The 16705-nt window shown below is 38.5% G+C and carries 12 protein-coding genes and 3 rRNA genes; 1 reads left to right on the top strand and 14 read right to left on the bottom strand.

The features are described 5' to 3' along the window. The first annotated feature begins 28 nt into the window (after positions 1-28). The gene (locus tag AC0N0V_RS03190; protein ID WP_474462082.1) at positions 29-697 is read left to right on the top strand and encodes a TetR/AcrR family transcriptional regulator; all 669 of its coding nucleotides are present in this window, start codon (positions 29-31) and stop codon (positions 695-697) included. Positions 698-883: 186 nt separating this feature from the next. Here the strand turns inward: AC0N0V_RS03190 and AC0N0V_RS03185 are convergent, their stop codons facing one another. The 14 genes from AC0N0V_RS03185 to AC0N0V_RS03120 all read right to left on the bottom strand — a co-directional run bounded on the left by AC0N0V_RS03185 (position 884) and on the right by AC0N0V_RS03120 (position 16669). Next, positions 884-1666 (bottom strand): DAPG hydrolase family protein, encoded by a 783-nt coding sequence (locus tag AC0N0V_RS03185; RefSeq protein ID WP_474462081.1) that lies wholly within the window; start codon positions 1664-1666, stop codon positions 884-886. A 76-nt stretch (positions 1667-1742) separates the two neighbouring features. Beyond that, positions 1743-2048 carry a phage integrase N-terminal SAM-like domain-containing protein gene (locus AC0N0V_RS03180; RefSeq protein WP_474462080.1) on the bottom strand — a complete coding sequence of 102 codons (306 nt, stop codon included), beginning with the start codon at positions 2046-2048 and terminating at the stop codon, positions 1743-1745. A gap of 148 nt (positions 2049-2196) precedes the next feature. After that, positions 2197-3351 (bottom strand): glycine/sarcosine/betaine reductase complex component C subunit alpha, encoded by a 1155-nt coding sequence (grdD, locus tag AC0N0V_RS03175; RefSeq protein WP_474462079.1) that lies wholly within the window; start codon positions 3349-3351, stop codon positions 2197-2199. Between the two features lie 237 nt (positions 3352-3588). After that, positions 3589-5121 carry a glycine/sarcosine/betaine reductase complex component C subunit beta gene (gene grdC / locus AC0N0V_RS03170; protein ID WP_474462078.1) on the bottom strand — a complete coding sequence of 511 codons (1533 nt, stop codon included), beginning with the start codon at positions 5119-5121 and terminating at the stop codon, positions 3589-3591. A gap of 94 nt (positions 5122-5215) precedes the next feature. Further along, on the bottom strand, positions 5216-5692 hold the full coding sequence (gene grdA / locus AC0N0V_RS03165) for a glycine/sarcosine/betaine reductase complex selenoprotein A (RefSeq protein ID WP_474462077.1): 477 nt from the start codon (positions 5690-5692) through the stop codon (positions 5216-5218). Positions 5693-5713: 21 nt separating this feature from the next. Then, the gene (gene trxA / locus AC0N0V_RS03160) at positions 5714-6037 is read right to left on the bottom strand and encodes a thioredoxin TrxA (RefSeq protein WP_474462076.1); all 324 of its coding nucleotides are present in this window, start codon (positions 6035-6037) and stop codon (positions 5714-5716) included. Positions 6038-6076: 39 nt separating this feature from the next. Further along, positions 6077-7018: a thioredoxin-disulfide reductase gene (trxB, locus tag AC0N0V_RS03155; RefSeq protein WP_474462075.1), complete on the bottom strand. Its 942-nt coding sequence runs from the start codon at positions 7016-7018 to the stop codon at positions 6077-6079. Positions 7019-7194: 176 nt separating this feature from the next. Beyond that, positions 7195-8508: a betaine reductase selenoprotein B gene (gene grdH / locus AC0N0V_RS03150; RefSeq protein WP_474462074.1), complete on the bottom strand. Its 1314-nt coding sequence runs from the start codon at positions 8506-8508 to the stop codon at positions 7195-7197. A gap of 15 nt (positions 8509-8523) precedes the next feature. Continuing rightward, positions 8524-9849, bottom strand: coding sequence for a glycine/sarcosine/betaine reductase component B subunit (locus tag AC0N0V_RS03145; protein ID WP_474462073.1), 1326 nt, complete (start codon positions 9847-9849; stop codon positions 8524-8526). 445 nt (positions 9850-10294) lie between these two features. Continuing rightward, a 5S ribosomal RNA gene (gene rrf, locus AC0N0V_RS03140) occupies positions 10295-10411 on the bottom strand. A gap of 114 nt (positions 10412-10525) precedes the next feature. After that, positions 10526-13428, bottom strand: a 23S ribosomal RNA gene (locus tag AC0N0V_RS03135). A gap of 235 nt (positions 13429-13663) precedes the next feature. Continuing rightward, positions 13664-15170: ribosomal RNA gene (locus AC0N0V_RS03130) — 16S ribosomal RNA — on the bottom strand. The 16S, 23S and 5S rRNA genes sit together here, the layout of an rRNA operon. 627 nt (positions 15171-15797) lie before the next feature. Beyond that, positions 15798-16133, bottom strand: coding sequence for an ATP-binding protein (locus AC0N0V_RS03125; protein WP_474464423.1), 336 nt, complete (start codon positions 16131-16133; stop codon positions 15798-15800). 176 nt (positions 16134-16309) lie between these two features. Then, positions 16310-16669, bottom strand: coding sequence for a hypothetical protein (locus tag AC0N0V_RS03120; RefSeq protein WP_474462072.1), 360 nt, complete (start codon positions 16667-16669; stop codon positions 16310-16312). Between the last annotated feature and the right edge of the window lie 36 nt (positions 16670-16705).

The raw sequence follows: 16705 nt of genomic DNA, 5'->3' as shown, positions 1-16705 counted from the left end.
TGAAAATTTTGACAAGATGGTGATTTCAATGGAAATGGACAAGAAAACTTTTCAAAAGAAACGAATGATGAAATATTTTATAGATGCAGTTCACAAAATAATAAAAGAAGAGAGCATTGACTTTGTAACTATTAGAAAAGTTTCTGATATAGCAGGATATAATAGTGCTACAATTTACAACTACTTTAACACCCTAAATGAATTAATATTTTTTAGTTCAATAAAGTATTTAGAAGATTATGCTCATGATCTTCATAATTATGTTAAAAAGTGTACTAACGCTTTAGATACTTTTATGAGTATATGGAAGTACTTTTGTTATCATTCTTATGCTAATCCAAAAGCTTATTACAATCTTTTTTTCGAAGAGAGAGCTAATCCTTCAAATAGCTCAATAAAAAACTATTTTGATATTTTTTCTGATGGGCTAAGTAACCAGTCATCAGAATTACTTCCAATGTTGTTAGGTGAAAAGATTTATGATAGAAATCTATCTATCCTAAAGGCATGTGCTAATGAGGGTTTTATACAAGAAAAAGATTTAGAGCAAATTAATGAAATGATTTTATTAATTTATCATAGCATTCTTTATAAAGTACTAAAAAATCAATATGACTATACAATTGAAGAAGCTACAGAAAAAACATTAAGCTACATAAGTCACATAATAGATTCATTTAGATGTAAATCCGCATGATTTAAAAGGGGCAAACTGTACCCTGTAGGGTAGACACAGAAAAGAGGCTGTGCTATCTTATAGGGTACAGTTTACCCCTTTATACTATAAGCTATTTGACTTCAAATTCTGTATTCTAATTTTATCGGTAGTACATTTGCGTATAATTACCGATACATAAATGTACTACTTTTGAGACAATCCAAATTATCTCCATTTATTTCGCTCTTCATAATAAATTAAAGGCAGTATCTTCGCTAAACTTTCATAATCCTTTATACAATGAAGCGCTAACCGTTTAACTGCTCTAGAAAGCATACTAGTTCCATCAGGCAATATCTTCACTGGTTCTTTATTTATAATTTGATATCCTATCCAAAAACGTGAACGCACTTCAATACCATCTTCAATTCTACGAACAAAATGACACATAACAGAAGAATCAGTATTTCCTCCTATTACTGATGAAACGTAAGGTTCTCTAAAACGATTTATATCAAATCCAAGTTCTCCCTGAGACATATAATCTACATGGATTTTCTCTGGGCCAAAGCCTATATCTCTAGTTATAGTATGCGTAACTCCCCATAGTTTCTCCTTTAGAGATAAACTTGGATTTAGTATTTGTTCTATGTTAGTTGTTTTAATATCAAAATGTTCTTCTTTATTCCACATTTTAAATCTTATAGGTTTCAGTCCATGCCAGGCAAACCACCAATCAAACATTTCTGGAGTAACATTTTTCATCTTAGTTATATTAGCGACAAAACCAGTCCCATCGGGCATGATGCAATAACCAGTTTCCGCTGGAAGATATCCTAAGTTTAATAAGTCATTCATATCTTCTATTTTCAATGCATCTTGCCATTCTATTTGTCCACTGCAAATTTTAGCAACTGCTTTCTCATATTGAGTCATCTTACTTTTGTTTTTACGTCTTGTATATTTCCTAGGTGATTTTTGAGATGAAATAACTTTAGTTGTTTCCATAATACCCCTCTGCAATTATCAAAATAATTCGACATCTTTAAATATAATTCTTGTACAACTTATACAACAAATATATTTACCCAATATTTTTAGATTTTTCACTTTGAATATAATTTTTAGGTGCATTTTTATAATAGAAAAACCTATTAAACATAGCCAATGCACAGATTCCAACTCTAATAGTTTGCGTTTTTTTCCTTTTTACAGATATTAAATAATTCTTATAACTATCAATTATTTCCCCATCCAATTTTAAAAGTTCTTTATTTGTATCATTAGAGTACCAGTTAATAAATTCTTGTATACATCTAGAATATGTTTTAGTTGTATTAGGGCTTTTCCGTTCCTTATATATTAGATATTTTTTAAACTCTTCTATCACTTGCATTTCTCTCCTTGAATTATTATTTAAAACCTCATCGAACCCTAATTTTTATCTAATTTTCTATAGCAATAAATAGTTGAGAACTAACAGTGTTTAGCCTAAGCCATTTCTCACTGTAAATTCTCAACTAAAAATTTTACTAGTATTACTTAAATCCATTCTTTATAAGTAAATTGACAGCCTTTTCACTTTCCTCTTCACTTACCAAAACTATTGGACCAGTACATCCCATTCCACTTTCAGAATATATACCTTCCTTCCAAAGTGCTCTACAAGCATTTTCAAGCTCAAGAATATCAATTCCAGGTATTCCGTATGTTACTACCTTTTTAGGTGGCATTTTAACTTCTTCTACTGCAGCTGCTGGCTTATCTTTTTCAAGTATTTTTCCTATTATCTCTTTTAATCCTGCAGCATTGGCACTTTTATATTCATCATTAGCAAGCTGTATTAAGTTATTCTTTGCAGAAATAGCGCAATACTTTAAAGCTTCACAAATTAGCGGAGCACCAGAAGCACGAGATACTATGTTTATTATCTTGTCATAACCTTCTCCAACACCTGGACCATAACCATATCCAACAGTTTCATAGTTACCTCCTGTTGTAAATGAAGCAAATATCTTTATTAATAAATTCCCTGTCAATGAATCGCAGACCATAACATCAGGTGTTCCTGCAAGTAAATCATTACCTCTCATAACCGAACCGCCATCTGCTCTTAGGGATTCACTAAAAGTAAAATTATATCCTCTGCTTTGTAGCTCTTTGAGAGCTCTTTCAACTCCTCTAGCGCCATCCACATTTAAAATACCAACGTTTGGATTTTTAATACCACATACCTTCGCAACAGCTATGCCATTTATTGTATTTTTTATCATTCCCTCAACTCTGTGAGTGGCTGTTGTTCCTGTAGTTGTAGCAATTATTAATTCTTTTCCTAAACCCGGAGCTATTAGCTTTCCCACTGTTGAAACTCCTATTGGAAAATCGAAGTGCTGAGTTACACATCCATCAATTACTTTGTTATCTAAAAGTTCTACCATTTTTTTATGTCCTTCTTCAGCATTGCTGACTTCAACAACCTCAAAATCACCTTCAACCTTAGGTCCAATTAAAACTATATCAAAATCATCATATTTACTCTTCGCAAGTGCTGCAGCTTTTGCCATCTCTAGAGCGCCATGCTCTGAGCCAAAAGTGGTTAACCCAATTTTAACTCTTTTTCCGAAGCTTCCACTCGTTATTCCCTCTGCTATTTCACTAAAAACCTCTGCTACTATCTTTTTAGTTGCATCCACAAAAATCACCCCTTTTAAGTTGAGAGTTGACAGTTATGGTTGATTTTTCTCCGCTACGCTACGAAAATCCCTAAACTAACCTTTAATTTTACTTTTCGTAAAATTAAGTTTAAGTTAAAGCCTGGTTTAGATTAAACCAGCAATGTTTTACCTTTGGTAAAACGAGCCTTCAAGAAATCAATTATTTTCCAACACAAGGTGGAAAACCTTCCTTTACTGTCAACTGTCCACTTTAATTTATTTTAGAATTTCCTCTGCAAACTTCTTCATACCCTCAGCTATCATGTTCTTAATTTCATCTTTTGAAACTCCTGAAGCTTCTTCTGTAGCTCCAGTATTTTTCTCTACAAGTATAGATACTCCGTCAAATAGGTTTGTCATTCTTCCTAAGAAAAGACTTCCTTTACCTATTATCATGAAGTTGTTTAATGTTCCATCCATTATGTGGTCTACACCATGTCCTACTATTGGAACTCCTGATGGAATATGTCCTTGAGTTGGAGCATATCCAGGATATCCATGTTCTTTTACGAAGTTTGGCAACTCTTTTCTATCTAATTGTCCACTCTTAACAGCAAGCGCTCCTATCATCTTATAGTTCTGAGTTGGAACATCTCCTGCTCCTGCTGGCTCAGTAAGATCTGGAGTTTGCATTTCTGGAGCAAATTTATCTACATCTGTAATTTTCATTCCAACTCTAGCTAAAGGTTCTGATACTAAGGCTTCTATAACAGCTTGTGGTGCTGCTCCATGTCCTATAGTATGTCTTCCAATTACGTCAGTTCTTAAAACTGGACTTACTCCATCATTTTCAGAAATTAGAACTGCAAAGCCTCCAATGCAATCTTCAAGAGCTGATAAACCTTTCTTTATGTGATCTTTTCCGTTCATTCCAAGTTTAGCTGTACTTCCACCAGCAAACACTATTACATTCTTGTGTATTCCCGCTTTTACAAGTGCTGCAGCATTTATTAAAGCATGGCTTGGACCTGCACAGAAACCTCTCATGTCCACTCCTGTAGCTCCTTTGATTCCTGCTATTTCTCCACAAGCTTTAGCAGTGTTTCCACCGCCTCTTTGATTCATATCTCCTATTGCTTCTTCTGAGCATTCTATTAAATATCCAACTTCATTTACATCTATACCTGAACTTTTTATTAAGTACATTAGAGCTAGTACTCCAGATGCCTTAACTACTAAATTCTCTACCATTATATGTGATGATAAGTTACTATCAAATTCATGTGCTCTTTTAATACATCCTACTAAAGTTCCAGCATTATACAAACCTTCAGCTACTCCATTTTCTACTAAAGTTTCAATTGCTGATAACTCTTCTCCCTCTTTTAATCCCTCAACCTTTGTATTTAATAAGGGGTGCTCTTCAAACTTCTCTTTAACTGCTGCTGTGAATGATTTCTCAAGAATTACTAAATCAAATACGTCTGAAACTTTTAGTAATCCGTAGAACTCATCTTGAGGCATTATTTCACCAAATTTGCCAAATCTATTAGCATTTTCGATTACACCATTATACCAAGGTCTCTTTAATTCTCCGAGCTTTTCTGGAGTCATATTTCCTATATATGTTTGATTTGGAGCATAATCTACAACTTGATCAAATGTTCTTAAATGATTTTTTAACTCCTTTAAGTACTCTGAATCAGGGTTAGTCTCTCTTTCTAAAGTTTGTGTAGTACCATTATGTATTACCATATCTGGTGCATTTACTAAAATATAAGATGCTTTCTTTATAACTGGAAAACTCATTTTAAAACCTCCATTCACTATTTTTAGTTATAATATACTTAAGAATGGCATGCATTTCTGCATGCCATTCTTAAGTTATTAAAGTTGGTGCAGTCTATTTGTTATACTTTGAATATTGATCTCTAACAGTCTTTACCTCACCAATAATTTCATCAATGTCCAAAACCATTTCCATCATTCCACATTGTTCGTCATAAACAGCTGGATCAAATTCACCTTTAACTTCTGGTTCTACTACATGATATACACCAAGACCTAATGCAATTCCTGCTAGCGGCCCTGCAAAAGTCGGATCTCCTGAAGCTACTGTTTCTGCTGATAGTCCTGAAGCCTCTGCCTCAGCTCCTCCTAGCATTACGATCACATTTTCAGCACCGTATTTTGAAGTTAAATCAATTACTCTTTGTTGGATCTCCAGATCCATAGCACCTGCGGCTGTTCAAACAAAACATTCTGTAGAAGCAAATACAACATCTGCTTTAGCGCTTTTAGCACATTCTTCAATAGCTGGGCCTGGAATTCCATCCCTGTCACCTATTGCAATTACTTTCTTTCCCTCTAATAAACTCATAACTTTTCCTCCTCAATTCAATTAAAGATTTATATGTTTCATAATCATTGACTCAATACTTGCTTTTGCAGCATCTTCCTTTACTACTTCCTCAATTTTCTCTCCATTTTTATATAGTGAGATTGTTGGAAGTCCAAGTACTCTTTGGGAAATTGCTAGTCTTCTAGCCTTAGTAGTATTTAGTTTGCAAAATTTCACCTTATCTTGGTACTTTTCAGCTAATGCTTCTACATCTGGCAATAAAGCTTGGCATGGTACACAACCATCTCCAAAATAATCTACAAGCACATAGCCTTCAGCTTCTAACACTTCGGGACTAAAGCTATCCTTATCCACAATTATCATATTGACTGCCACCTTTCATTTATAGAGTAGGTTTTATTCTTAAAAATTGTTCTCTATATATTTTTCTGCTTGTACAGCAGCTATAGCTCCATCTGCTGCCGCTGTAACAACCTGTCTTAAAGGTTTTTCTCTTATATCCCCTGCCGCAAATACGCCTTCTATATTTGTTTCCATCTTATCATTAGTAATTATATATCCAGCTTCACTTAAAGTAATTTCTTCTTTAAATAAATTATTCATAGGAATATAACCGACAAAAACAAATACTCCAAAGGTTCCATCATCTTCACTCGCAAAATACTCATGAGTTTCACCTGTTTTAGTGTTTTTGAAAACTACTGATTCTAATATTCCATTACCTTTTATCTCACTGATAACAGAATCCCACATAAAATGGATTTTTTCATTTTTGAAAGCCTTTTCTTGTATAGATTTTGCTGCTCTTAATTCATCTCTTCTGTGAACTATTGTTACTTTTCTTGCAAACTTTGTTAGGTATATAGCCTCTTCAATAGCTGAATCTCCTCCACCAACTACAAAAACCTCTAAATCCTGAAAAAAGTCTGCATCGCAAGTTGCGCAATAAGACACTCCTTTGCCAATTAACTCATTTTCTCCAGGGCATCCAATACGTCTAGGTGTTGCTCCTGTGGCAATAATTATGCTTTTAGCCCTATACTCTTCGCTATCTCCTCTTAATACTTTAATTTTCCCACTAAGATCTGCTTCTTTTATATTGTCCTTTTTTCTTTCAGCACCAAACTCTTCAACTTGTTCTTCCATTCTAGCAATTAAGCTTGGACCTGTAGCTTCTCTTACTGATCCAGGATAATTGGCTACCTCGTCTGTAATTACAATTTGTCCTCCTACTTTAGTTCTTTCAAGTATCAAAGTTTTTAATCTTGCTCTTGCTGCATATAATCCAGCGGAAAGTCCTGCTGGTCCAGATCCTAAAATGATAACATCATATATATTATTCATACCGCACCTTCTTTTTTTCAATATTTCAATAATATTTACTTACTATTGAGGTAAACAGAGTTCTTAGTGGCTTTGCCACTTAGAAATCGTTATCCAGGGACGTAGTCGTTCTTTACTCTCGCTTTAACAGAGTGCGCGGGAGTATTAGAGCGGGTAGTCATCGGATAAATCCATTTTTAGATTTTTACTTTGAAAACAGTTTGCTCTTGAATATCAGTTGCAAGAGAGTCTAAAGCCACCCCAACTCTATGGTATCTTAGTTTCCATTGTGCCTCTTTAGAATCTGCAGGATTTCCTAATGGGTACGGAATGGATATTGTTGGAACTATTCTATTTGAACCTACTGTTGTTGCTACAGGAATTAAATTACACATTTGAACAACTGGGAATCCAGCTCTCTCGATTTCTTTTACCATTGTTGCACCGCAACGTGTACAAGTTCCTCAGGTGGAAGTTAGTACAACTGCATCTACATTTGCTTCTTTTAGATGTACAATAATTTCTCTTGCCATTCTAGCAGCCTCACCTTGAGTAGTTCCAGTTCCAACTGTGGAATAGAAGTACTCATGGAGCTTACCTATCTTACCCTCTTTTTCGTATGCTCTTAAAGCATCTAATGGAACTATTACATCTGGATCTGCATCTGCTGCTGCAGGGTCAAATCCTGCGTGGATTGTCTTGAATACTCCACCCTCTAAATTGTCTAAATTTGATATATCATATCTACCCCATCTTGTTGCTGAAGCAGATTGGATTCTATCAGGGTTGTCCACAGGAACTATACCACCAGTTGTTACGCAAGCTATAGTTACTTTACTTAAATCTTTAATAGCTGGTGCTATTGGTACTCTATCCATTTTAGGAATAGGTAATTCGGTTTCAAATTCTTCGCCATTTAATTTCTTTATCATCATTTCTACTACTCTATCAGCAGCTGGTTTTCCTGATTGAAGCCAAACCTGATGTCTTTTTCCTCTTCCGTAATATCCTTCTTCTTCTGCAGATAAAAGCTCTTCACCTGCTAGTATCTTATTTCCAAAGTCAGCCATAGCCTTTATATCTTTTCTCATTCTTCCAGCATTATTTCCGCCTTTGAATATGTAGACATCTTTTTTGAACATCTCTACTCCAGGATTTTCGATATGCATAGAAGATATAACTGGTACATTAAATTTTTCTTTTACAGCTTTACATATAACTCCACATGCATTTCCATATCTACCAGCTTGGAATGCAGGACCAGCGAAGAATATATCAAACTCTTTTCCCTCTAAAAACCCTAATATTGTTTCTACAGCTTCTTTTTCATTGGAACCTATGAAGTTATCTCCACAAATTATTGTATGAGTAACTTCCGTATCCTTGAGCTGTTTACTTAATTCTAGAGCAGGTCCAACTAAACCCTCTCTTATTTCTGGAGAAAAGTCCGCTTTGTCCTCTCCACCTATTTGTCCAAAGAATTGATTTATATATAATATTGCTTTTTTCATCTAACCTGCACCTCCTTAAAACTCTTTCATTGTTTTTGGTGACCATCCACAAGCTTGATCTCCACAGAACATTGCGTTGTTTTCCATAATAATTGAACCATCTTCTCTTACTGAAGACCCTAATATTTCATCGTTTGCCCATCCACCAGACAAACCATCTCTAGCTAATGACTGTAGTTCTCCTATAACTGTTTCCATTGGAGGTAATTCTATTAACTCTGAAACGTTTCCGGTTGATACAATAGCATCTGCTTTTACATCTAATGATACTAATGGCTGAGATTCTCCATCTCTTCCAGTGCACTCATTTGTAATACCACAAGTTTTAACTCCAGCCTCTTCTAGTGCAACTATGCAAGCTATAAAGTCTGCGTCAGGATTTCCATATCCTTCTTCTGCAACAATAGCTCCATCTGCTCCTAAGGATTTTGCCATTTGAGCAACAAATAAAGCTGAACGCTTCTTTTGCTCTAATGCTACATTAAGGTTGGACATTATAACTCCTAAGAAGTTAAGTGTTTTTCCATGTTCAGCATAAAGCCTTTTAATAGTTGGGTTATTTTGAAAATCATAAGTTGCCCACTTTGAAGAGCAAGGCATAAAGCTTCCGGAAATCATTGCTCCATCCAAAACTTCATTTGGATGCATAAAAGTTGGAACCATATGATTTGCATCCCATCCGTAAACTAAATCATTGTATCCCATTTCTTCCATCTGAGATTGAGGCTGCATTACAAATACAACGGATGGTAAATCTTGAACTTCTTTTGATCTCTTTGTAACTGGTTCTAACTCAAAAGTTTCAACATTCTCAGGTTCTAAATCCTTAACACAGCTTCCTATATATTCAGCTAGTTTATGTCCTGCCCATCTTAATGCTTTATTTTTCTTTTGCTGTTCATGTTTTTCAAAGTCTTCGTCTGTATCTCCTACAAGCACTATATTCTTTAATTGAGAATAGTAAGTATATTTTGCACCTTCTCCACTCATATCTATTAATCCATCTTGGAACCCACCCCAGTGCTTGCCCACTACTAAGATACTGCAATCTTTTAGTGCGTGAGTTCTACCTTCTCCTACAGGAATAACATCTCCAGTTACCCCTGGGAACAAAGTATTACCGTTTACTTTTACCCTTGGCTCTATGGCCTCTTTTACTGGTACTAAACGCACTTTATCTCCTGGCTTAACAATCACCAAGTCTGCTTCTGTTATATGTTCATCTTCCAAAACAAAATCTAGTGCTTCCTTCTTGTTTATTATTAAAATTCCATTTTCATAGCAAGTCTTCTCTCCAAAAACGATATCTTTTACATGAAAATTTCCAATTTCTAATTTCACTTATATCCCACCCCTTTATGTATATATTTACAAATAAACCATGGTTTTCACACACTTAAATAATTTAACAGCGCTATTTGATTAAATATTACCATAATTCATGCTTATTTGTAAACATGATTATATTGTAATCATGATTAATATTGTTATAAAAATAACTAATAGCTTTTATAAAAAATTTCGATAGTATTCTGAAGTCTCTTATCTTCTACATTGAAAGGATATTATCTAAATTTTTATTATATAAATTATTAATGATATCTATTATTTTTTGTAATAGCAAAGCTCTACTTTTATGATGTACAAATTTAGATATAATTACCTATATTTTTAATCATAGTGAAATTTTCACAAGCGTTATATCTGCATTAAGCTTTTTTATATTTAGCCGTACAAAAAATAAAAAATCGCTAAGTAATTAAATTACTTAGCGATTTTTTTAATCACCTAGCAGCGACCTACTCTTCCACACAGTCTCCCGTGCAGTACCATCGGCACTGTGAAGCTTAACCATCGTGTTCGGAATGGGAACGGGTGTAGCCTTCACGTCATAACCACTAGATGTTGATTTGTCAAAATCTCCGATTTTGGTAACAAATCAATACTCCTCAGCTCCGCTGAGTGAGTTTCATTTTGTTTGAAAGAATTGTTCTCTCAAAATTGCACAGTGATATATTAGGTCAAGCCCTCGACCTATTAGTATCAGTCAGCTGAACATGTTACCATGCTTACACCTCTGACCTATCAACCTTGTGTTCTTCAAGGGGTCTTACTAGCTTACGCTATGGGAAATCTTATCTTGAGGTGGGCTTCACGCTTAGATGCTTTCAGCGTTTATCCCGTCCCGACATAGCTACCCAGCTGTGCTCCTGGCGGAACAACTGGTGCACCAGAGGTCAGTCCATCCCGGTCCTCTCGTACTAAGGACAGCTCCTCTCAAATTTCCTACGCCCGCGACGGATAGGGACCGAACTGTCTCACGACGTTCTGAACCCAGCTCGCGTGCCGCTTTAATGGGCGAACAGCCCAACCCTTGGGACCTACTTCAGCCCCAGGATGCGACGAGCCGACATCGAGGTGCCAAACCTCCCCGTCGATGTGGACTCTTGGGGGAGATCAGCCTGTTATCCCCGAGGTAGCTTTTATCCGTTGAGCGATGGCCCTCCCACGAGGTACCACCGGATCACTAAGCCCGACTTTCGTCCCTGCTCCACTTGTTTGTGTCGCAGTCAGGCTCCCTTCTGCCTTTGCACTCTACGAACGATTTCCAACCGTTCTGAGGGAACCTTTGGGCGCCTCCGTTACTTTTTAGGAGGCGACCGCCCCAGTCAAACTGCCCACCTAACAATGTCCCGTGACCAGATTCATGGCCGCCGGTTAGAATCCCAGTACTGTCAGGGTGGTATCCCAAGGACGACTCCACAAAGGCTGACGCCTCTGCTTCGCAGTCTCCCACCTATCCTGTACAGACAATACCGAGACTCAATGCTAAGCTACAGTAAAGCTCTACGGGGTCTTTCCGTCCAATCGCGGGTAGCGAGCATCTTCACTCGCAATACAATTTCGCCGGATTTGTTGTCGAGACAGTGCCCAAGTCATTACGCCATTCGTGCGGGTCGGAACTTACCCGACAAGGAATTTCGCTACCTTAGGACCGTTATAGTTACGGCCGCCGTTTACTGGGGCTTAAGTTCACACCTTCGCTTGCGCTAAGTGTTCCCCTTAACCTTCCAGCACCGGGCAGGCGTCAGCCCCTATACATCAGCTTTCGCTTTAGCAGAGACCTGTGTTTTTGCTAAACAGTTGCTTGGGCCTATTCTCTGCGACCACCTTGCGGTGGCACCCCTTCTCCCGAAGTTACGGGGTCAATTTGCCGAGTTCCTTGACAACAATTCTTCCGCTGGTCTTAGGATTCTCTCCTCACCTACCTGTGTCGGTTTGCGGTACGGGCACCAGTTTACTCCATAGAGACTTTTCTTGGCAGCGTGGAATCAGATACTTCGCCCAAAAGGGCTCCCCGTAACACCTCAGCATTAACTAGACGGATTTGCCTATCTAGTCTGCCTAAGTGCTTAGACGCACATCCAATAGTGCGCACATCTTATCCTCCTGCGTCATCCCATTTGTAATAACGCAAACTGGTGGTATCGGAATATCAACCGATTGTCCATCACCTACGCCTTTCGGCCTCGGCTTAGGTCCCGACTAACCCTGAGCGGACGAGCCTTCCTCAGGAAACCTTAGGTTTTCGACCAATAAGATTCTCACTTATTTCTCGCTACTTATGCCAGCATACTCACTCCTGTACAGTCCACCGCTCCTTACGGTACGACTTCAACCCATACAGGAAGCTCCTCTACCACTGATACTTACGTATCAATCCATAGCTTCGGTGGTAAGTTTTAGCCCCGAACATCTTCGGCGCAGGATCTCTCGACTAGTGAGCTATTACGCACTCTTTAAATGAGTGGCTGCTTCTAAGCCAACATCCTAGTTGTCTTGGAAATCCCACATCCTTTTCCACTTAACTTACACTTTGGGACCTTAGCTGATGGTCTGGGCTGTTTCCCTTTTGACCACGGATCTTATCATTCGTAGTCTGACTGCTTTGATTCAAGTATATGGCATTCGGAGTTTGATAGGGTTCAGTAACTGTTGTCAGCCCCTAGCCCATTCAGTGCTCTACCTCCACTACTCATTCAAAACGCTAGCCCTAAAGCTATTTCGAGGAGAACCAGCTATCTCCGAGTTCGATTGGAATTTCTCCGCTATCCACAGCTCATCCCATGGTTTTTCAACACCAATGTGGTTCGGTCCTCCACGGAATTTTACTTCCGCTTCAACCTGTCCATGGATAGGTCACCCGGTTTCGGGTCTACGACATGCAACTTTTTGCCCTATTCAGACTCGGTTTCCCTTCGGCTACGTATCTTAAATACTTAACCTTGCTACACATCGTAACTCGCTGGCTCGTTCTACAAAAAGCACGTCGTCGCAGGTAAAACTGCTTCGACTGATTGTGGACACACGGTTTCAGGTTCTATTTCACTCCCCTTCCGGGGTTCTTTTCACCTTTCCCTCACGGTACTGCTTCACTATCGGTCACCAGTTAGTATTTAGCCTTGGGAGGTGGTCCTCCCTGCTTCCCACAAGGTTTCACGTGTCTCGTGGTACTCTGGATCAGATCTAGAAGTTTTCATTTTCATCTACAGGGCTGTTACCTTCTATGGCGGAGCCTTCCAGCTCTCTTCAATTAATTCCTACTTCCGTTTATGATCTGTCCGCAACCCCAGGAACAAGTTCCTGGTTTGGGCTCTTTCCCTTTCGCTCGCCGCTACTTAGGAAATCGATTTTTCTTTCTCTTCCTCCGGGTACTTAGATGTTTCAGTTCCCCGGGTCTACCTCTATAAACCTATGAATTCAGTTTACAGTACATAGCGTTAGCTATGTGGGTTGCCCCATTCGGAAATCTCCGGATCGCAGGCTATTTGCGCCTACCCGAAGCTTATCGCAGCTTATCGCGTCCTTCATCGGCTACTGGTGCCAAGGCATTCACCATGCGCCCTTTGTAGCTTGACCTTAAATCATAATTCTACAAAGGTATATATACCTTTAGCTTTACTTTGTTTATGTTAAATAATTTTCATTATTCAACGCTTATCACTGTGCAATTTTCAAAGAACAATATTGGAGATACATCTTATCATGTCAACTCTACCGAGTCAACAGGAAAATGATCCCTCAAAATTAAACAGAGTGTAAACCAGAATTCCAATGTAACTAAAAACCTAAGTTTCTAGTTATTATTCCTTAGAAAGGAGGTGATCCAGCCGCAGGTTCTCCTACGGCTACCTTGTTACGACTTCACCCCAATCACTGACCCCACCTTCGGCCGCTGGCTCCTTACGGTTACCTCACGGACTTCGGGTGTTGCCAGCTCTCATGGTGTGACGGGCGGTGTGTACAAGGCCCGGGAACGTATTCACCGCGACATTCTGATTCGCGATTACTAGCAACTCCAGCTTCATGTAGGCGAGTTTCAGCCTACAATCCGAACTGGGATGAGTTTTTTAGTTTGGCTCCCCCTCACGGGTTTGCATCTAATTGTACTCACCATTGTAGCACGTGTGTAGCCCTGGACATAAGGGGCATGATGATTTGACGTCATCCCCACCTTCCTCCCGGTTAACCCGGGCAGTCTCACTAGAGTGCTCAACTTAATGGTAGCAACTAATGATAAGGGTTGCGCTCGTTGCAGGACTTAACCTAACATCTCACGACACGAGCTGACGACAACCATGCACCACCTGTCTCCCTGCCCCGAAGGGCTTCCTCCATTACGAGTAATTCAGGGGATGTCAAGTCCAGGTAAGGTTCTTCGCGTTGCTTCGAATTAAACCACATGCTCCGCTGCTTGTGCGGGCCCCCGTCAATTCCTTTGAGTTTTAATCTTGCGATCGTACTTCCCAGGCGGAGTACTTATTGTGTTAACTGCGGCACAGAGGGTTGGACCCCCCTACACCTAGTACTCATCGTTTACGGCGTGGACTACCAGGGTATCTAATCCTGTTTGCTACCCACGCTTTCATGCCTCAGCGTCAGTTATGGTCCAGAGAATCGCCTTCGCCACTGGTGTTCTTCCTAATCTCTACGCATTTCACCGCTACACTAGGAATTCCATTCTCCTCTCCCACACTCTAGATATCCAGTTTGAAATGCAGCTCCCAAGTTAAGCCCAGGAATTTCACATCTCACTTAAATATCCGCCTACGCATCCTTTACGCCCAGTAAATCCGGACAACGCTTGCCACCTACGTATTACCGCGGCTGCTGGCACGTAGTTAGCCGTGGCTTCCTCCTTGGGTACCGTCATTATCGTCCCCAAAGACAGAGCTTTACAACCCGAAGGCCTTCATCACTCACGCGGCGTTGCTGCATCAGGCTTTCGCCCATTGTGCAATATTCCCCACTGCTGCCTCCCGTAGGAGTCTGGACCGTATCTCAGTTCCAATGTGGCCGATCACCCTCTCAGGTCGGCTACGCATCGTCGCCTTGGTGAGCCTTTACCTCACCAACTAGCTAATGCGCCGCGGGTCCATCTCAAAGCGGATTACTCCTTTAATTAGTCCTTCATGCAAAGAACTAATGTTATGCGGTATTAATCTCCCTTTCGGGAGGCTATCCCCCTCTTTGAGGCAGGTTACCCACGTGTTACTCACCCGTCCGCCGCTAATCAGCCCCGAAGGGCTTCATCGCTCGACTTGCATGTGTTAGGCACGCCGCCAGCGTTCGTCCTGAGCCAGGATCAAACTCTCAATTTAAAAGTTTGTGACTCATTACTGTTTTGTTACTTTAAAGTAACTCAAAGAATTGCTGGTTTATTTAAAAACAAGTTTTATCTTGTGTTTCACTCTGTTTAATTTTCAAGGATCATGTCGATTTAACTCGACTACTTGTATATCTTATCATTTCTACTTTGCTTTGTCAAGAATATTTTTAATGTTTTTTATCTTCGGTCTTTACTAACAAATTTCACATAATATAATGAACAATCAACTAAAATCAATAAGTTCTTTATTCCTAAGTTTCGTTCATTTATTTGTCACTAATCAAGTGACGAACCTTATCTTATCATCTATAGGTTTATACATTACAAGCTTTATCCTTTATAATATAAGATTATCTTTATAATCCTCAATATTTATTATAAATTCTCAATGTTAAACATATGGACACACCCGCATTAGTTTTCGTCACAAATCTTCGTTGTTTCAAAGCGAAATAATCACCAACTAGAAAATAGAAGTCGCTTAATTAATACTTAAGCCAAAGCAAATTCATTAAAATCTATTTGCTACCTATAGACAAGTGCTATCAATCTCCCTCCTATAGTAGAGGGTGGAGAATTGATAGCTCAGTTATCTCAAATAGCTTTATCCAATAATCTATTACAGATAGATATCAGAAAACTCTACTGTCGTTATTTCTAAAAGACGATTATCTAATAAACCCACTTCTTTATTTTCAGTATGTTCTTCTGAGGTCTTTTCGTCTGGCAGCAAGATAATAAATGTGCTACCCTTACCTTCCTTGCTTTTAACTGATATACTACCACCTAATGCTTCAACAAGTTTTTTAACAAGTGACAGACCAATATCAGCCCCTTCTGCCCGCCTTGATAAAGGGCTATTGACTTGTCCAAACCTCTCAAATATAACACCTATTTTATCCTCAGGTATACTGATTCCGTTATCCTTAACTTTAATGCATATATCCCCTTTTATAGTAATTAATTTACCTTCTGATGTGAATTTAATAGCATTTGAAAGAATATTTTTAAAAAAACTATTTCTAGTTCTCTTTTCTGCTTCTCAATAATTTCCGCCTGCTCTTCTATCTTTTTTCTATATAAAACCTGGTTAGTTATCTCTGTGGTCATCTCAATACAATATTGTGGTTTTCAATCTTCATATATGGGAGTAATGGTACTCTTCCAGTATGTAATTCCCCTATCAAATCTATCAGACATATACTCATTTATGTTATATGTTTGCCCTGTTTCGATGATAGTTCTCCATATCTTTTCTGAAGTGCTTCCTTTAAATCCCGTTACAAATTCATCAACACGCTTTCCAATGCAGTTTTCCTTTCTATTGTATGGTTCATCAAAAAAACTTATGAATGTTTCATTAGCTTTAAGCAGTGTAATATCAGGTAGGCTGAATATACCAACTCCATAATGGTTATCTGAGCATAGCCTACTGGCGAAGGGAAATTTCTCATCAAAGTTAAAATTTCTTCTCTCTAAAAAGATATACATTGTTTCTTTTATTCCCTATAATAATTTAATGTTAAC

Source organism: Clostridium sp. CS1-1 (assembly GCF_056135525.1).
This window is presented reverse-complemented; position numbering and strand designations above follow the sequence as displayed.

What these genes read in the sequence shown, in the direction of transcription:
- AC0N0V_RS03190 (WP_474462082.1), top strand. Translation starts at nt 29, where the DNA reads ATGGAAATGGACAAGAAAACTTTTCAAAAGAAACGAATGATGAAATAT.
- AC0N0V_RS03185 (WP_474462081.1), bottom strand. Translation starts at nt 1,666, where the DNA reads ATGGAAACAACTAAAGTTATTTCATCTCAAAAATCACCTAGGAAATAT.
- grdC (WP_474462078.1), bottom strand. Translation starts at nt 5,121, where the DNA reads ATGAGTTTTCCAGTTATAAAGAAAGCATCTTATATTTTAGTAAATGCA.
- trxA (WP_474462076.1), bottom strand. Translation starts at nt 6,037, where the DNA reads ATGATAATTGTGGATAAGGATAGCTTTAGTCCCGAAGTGTTAGAAGCT.
- trxB (WP_474462075.1), bottom strand. Translation starts at nt 7,018, where the DNA reads ATGAATAATATATATGATGTTATCATTTTAGGATCTGGACCAGCAGGA.
- AC0N0V_RS03120 (WP_474462072.1), bottom strand. Translation starts at nt 16,669, where the DNA reads ATGTATATCTTTTTAGAGAGAAGAAATTTTAACTTTGATGAGAAATTT.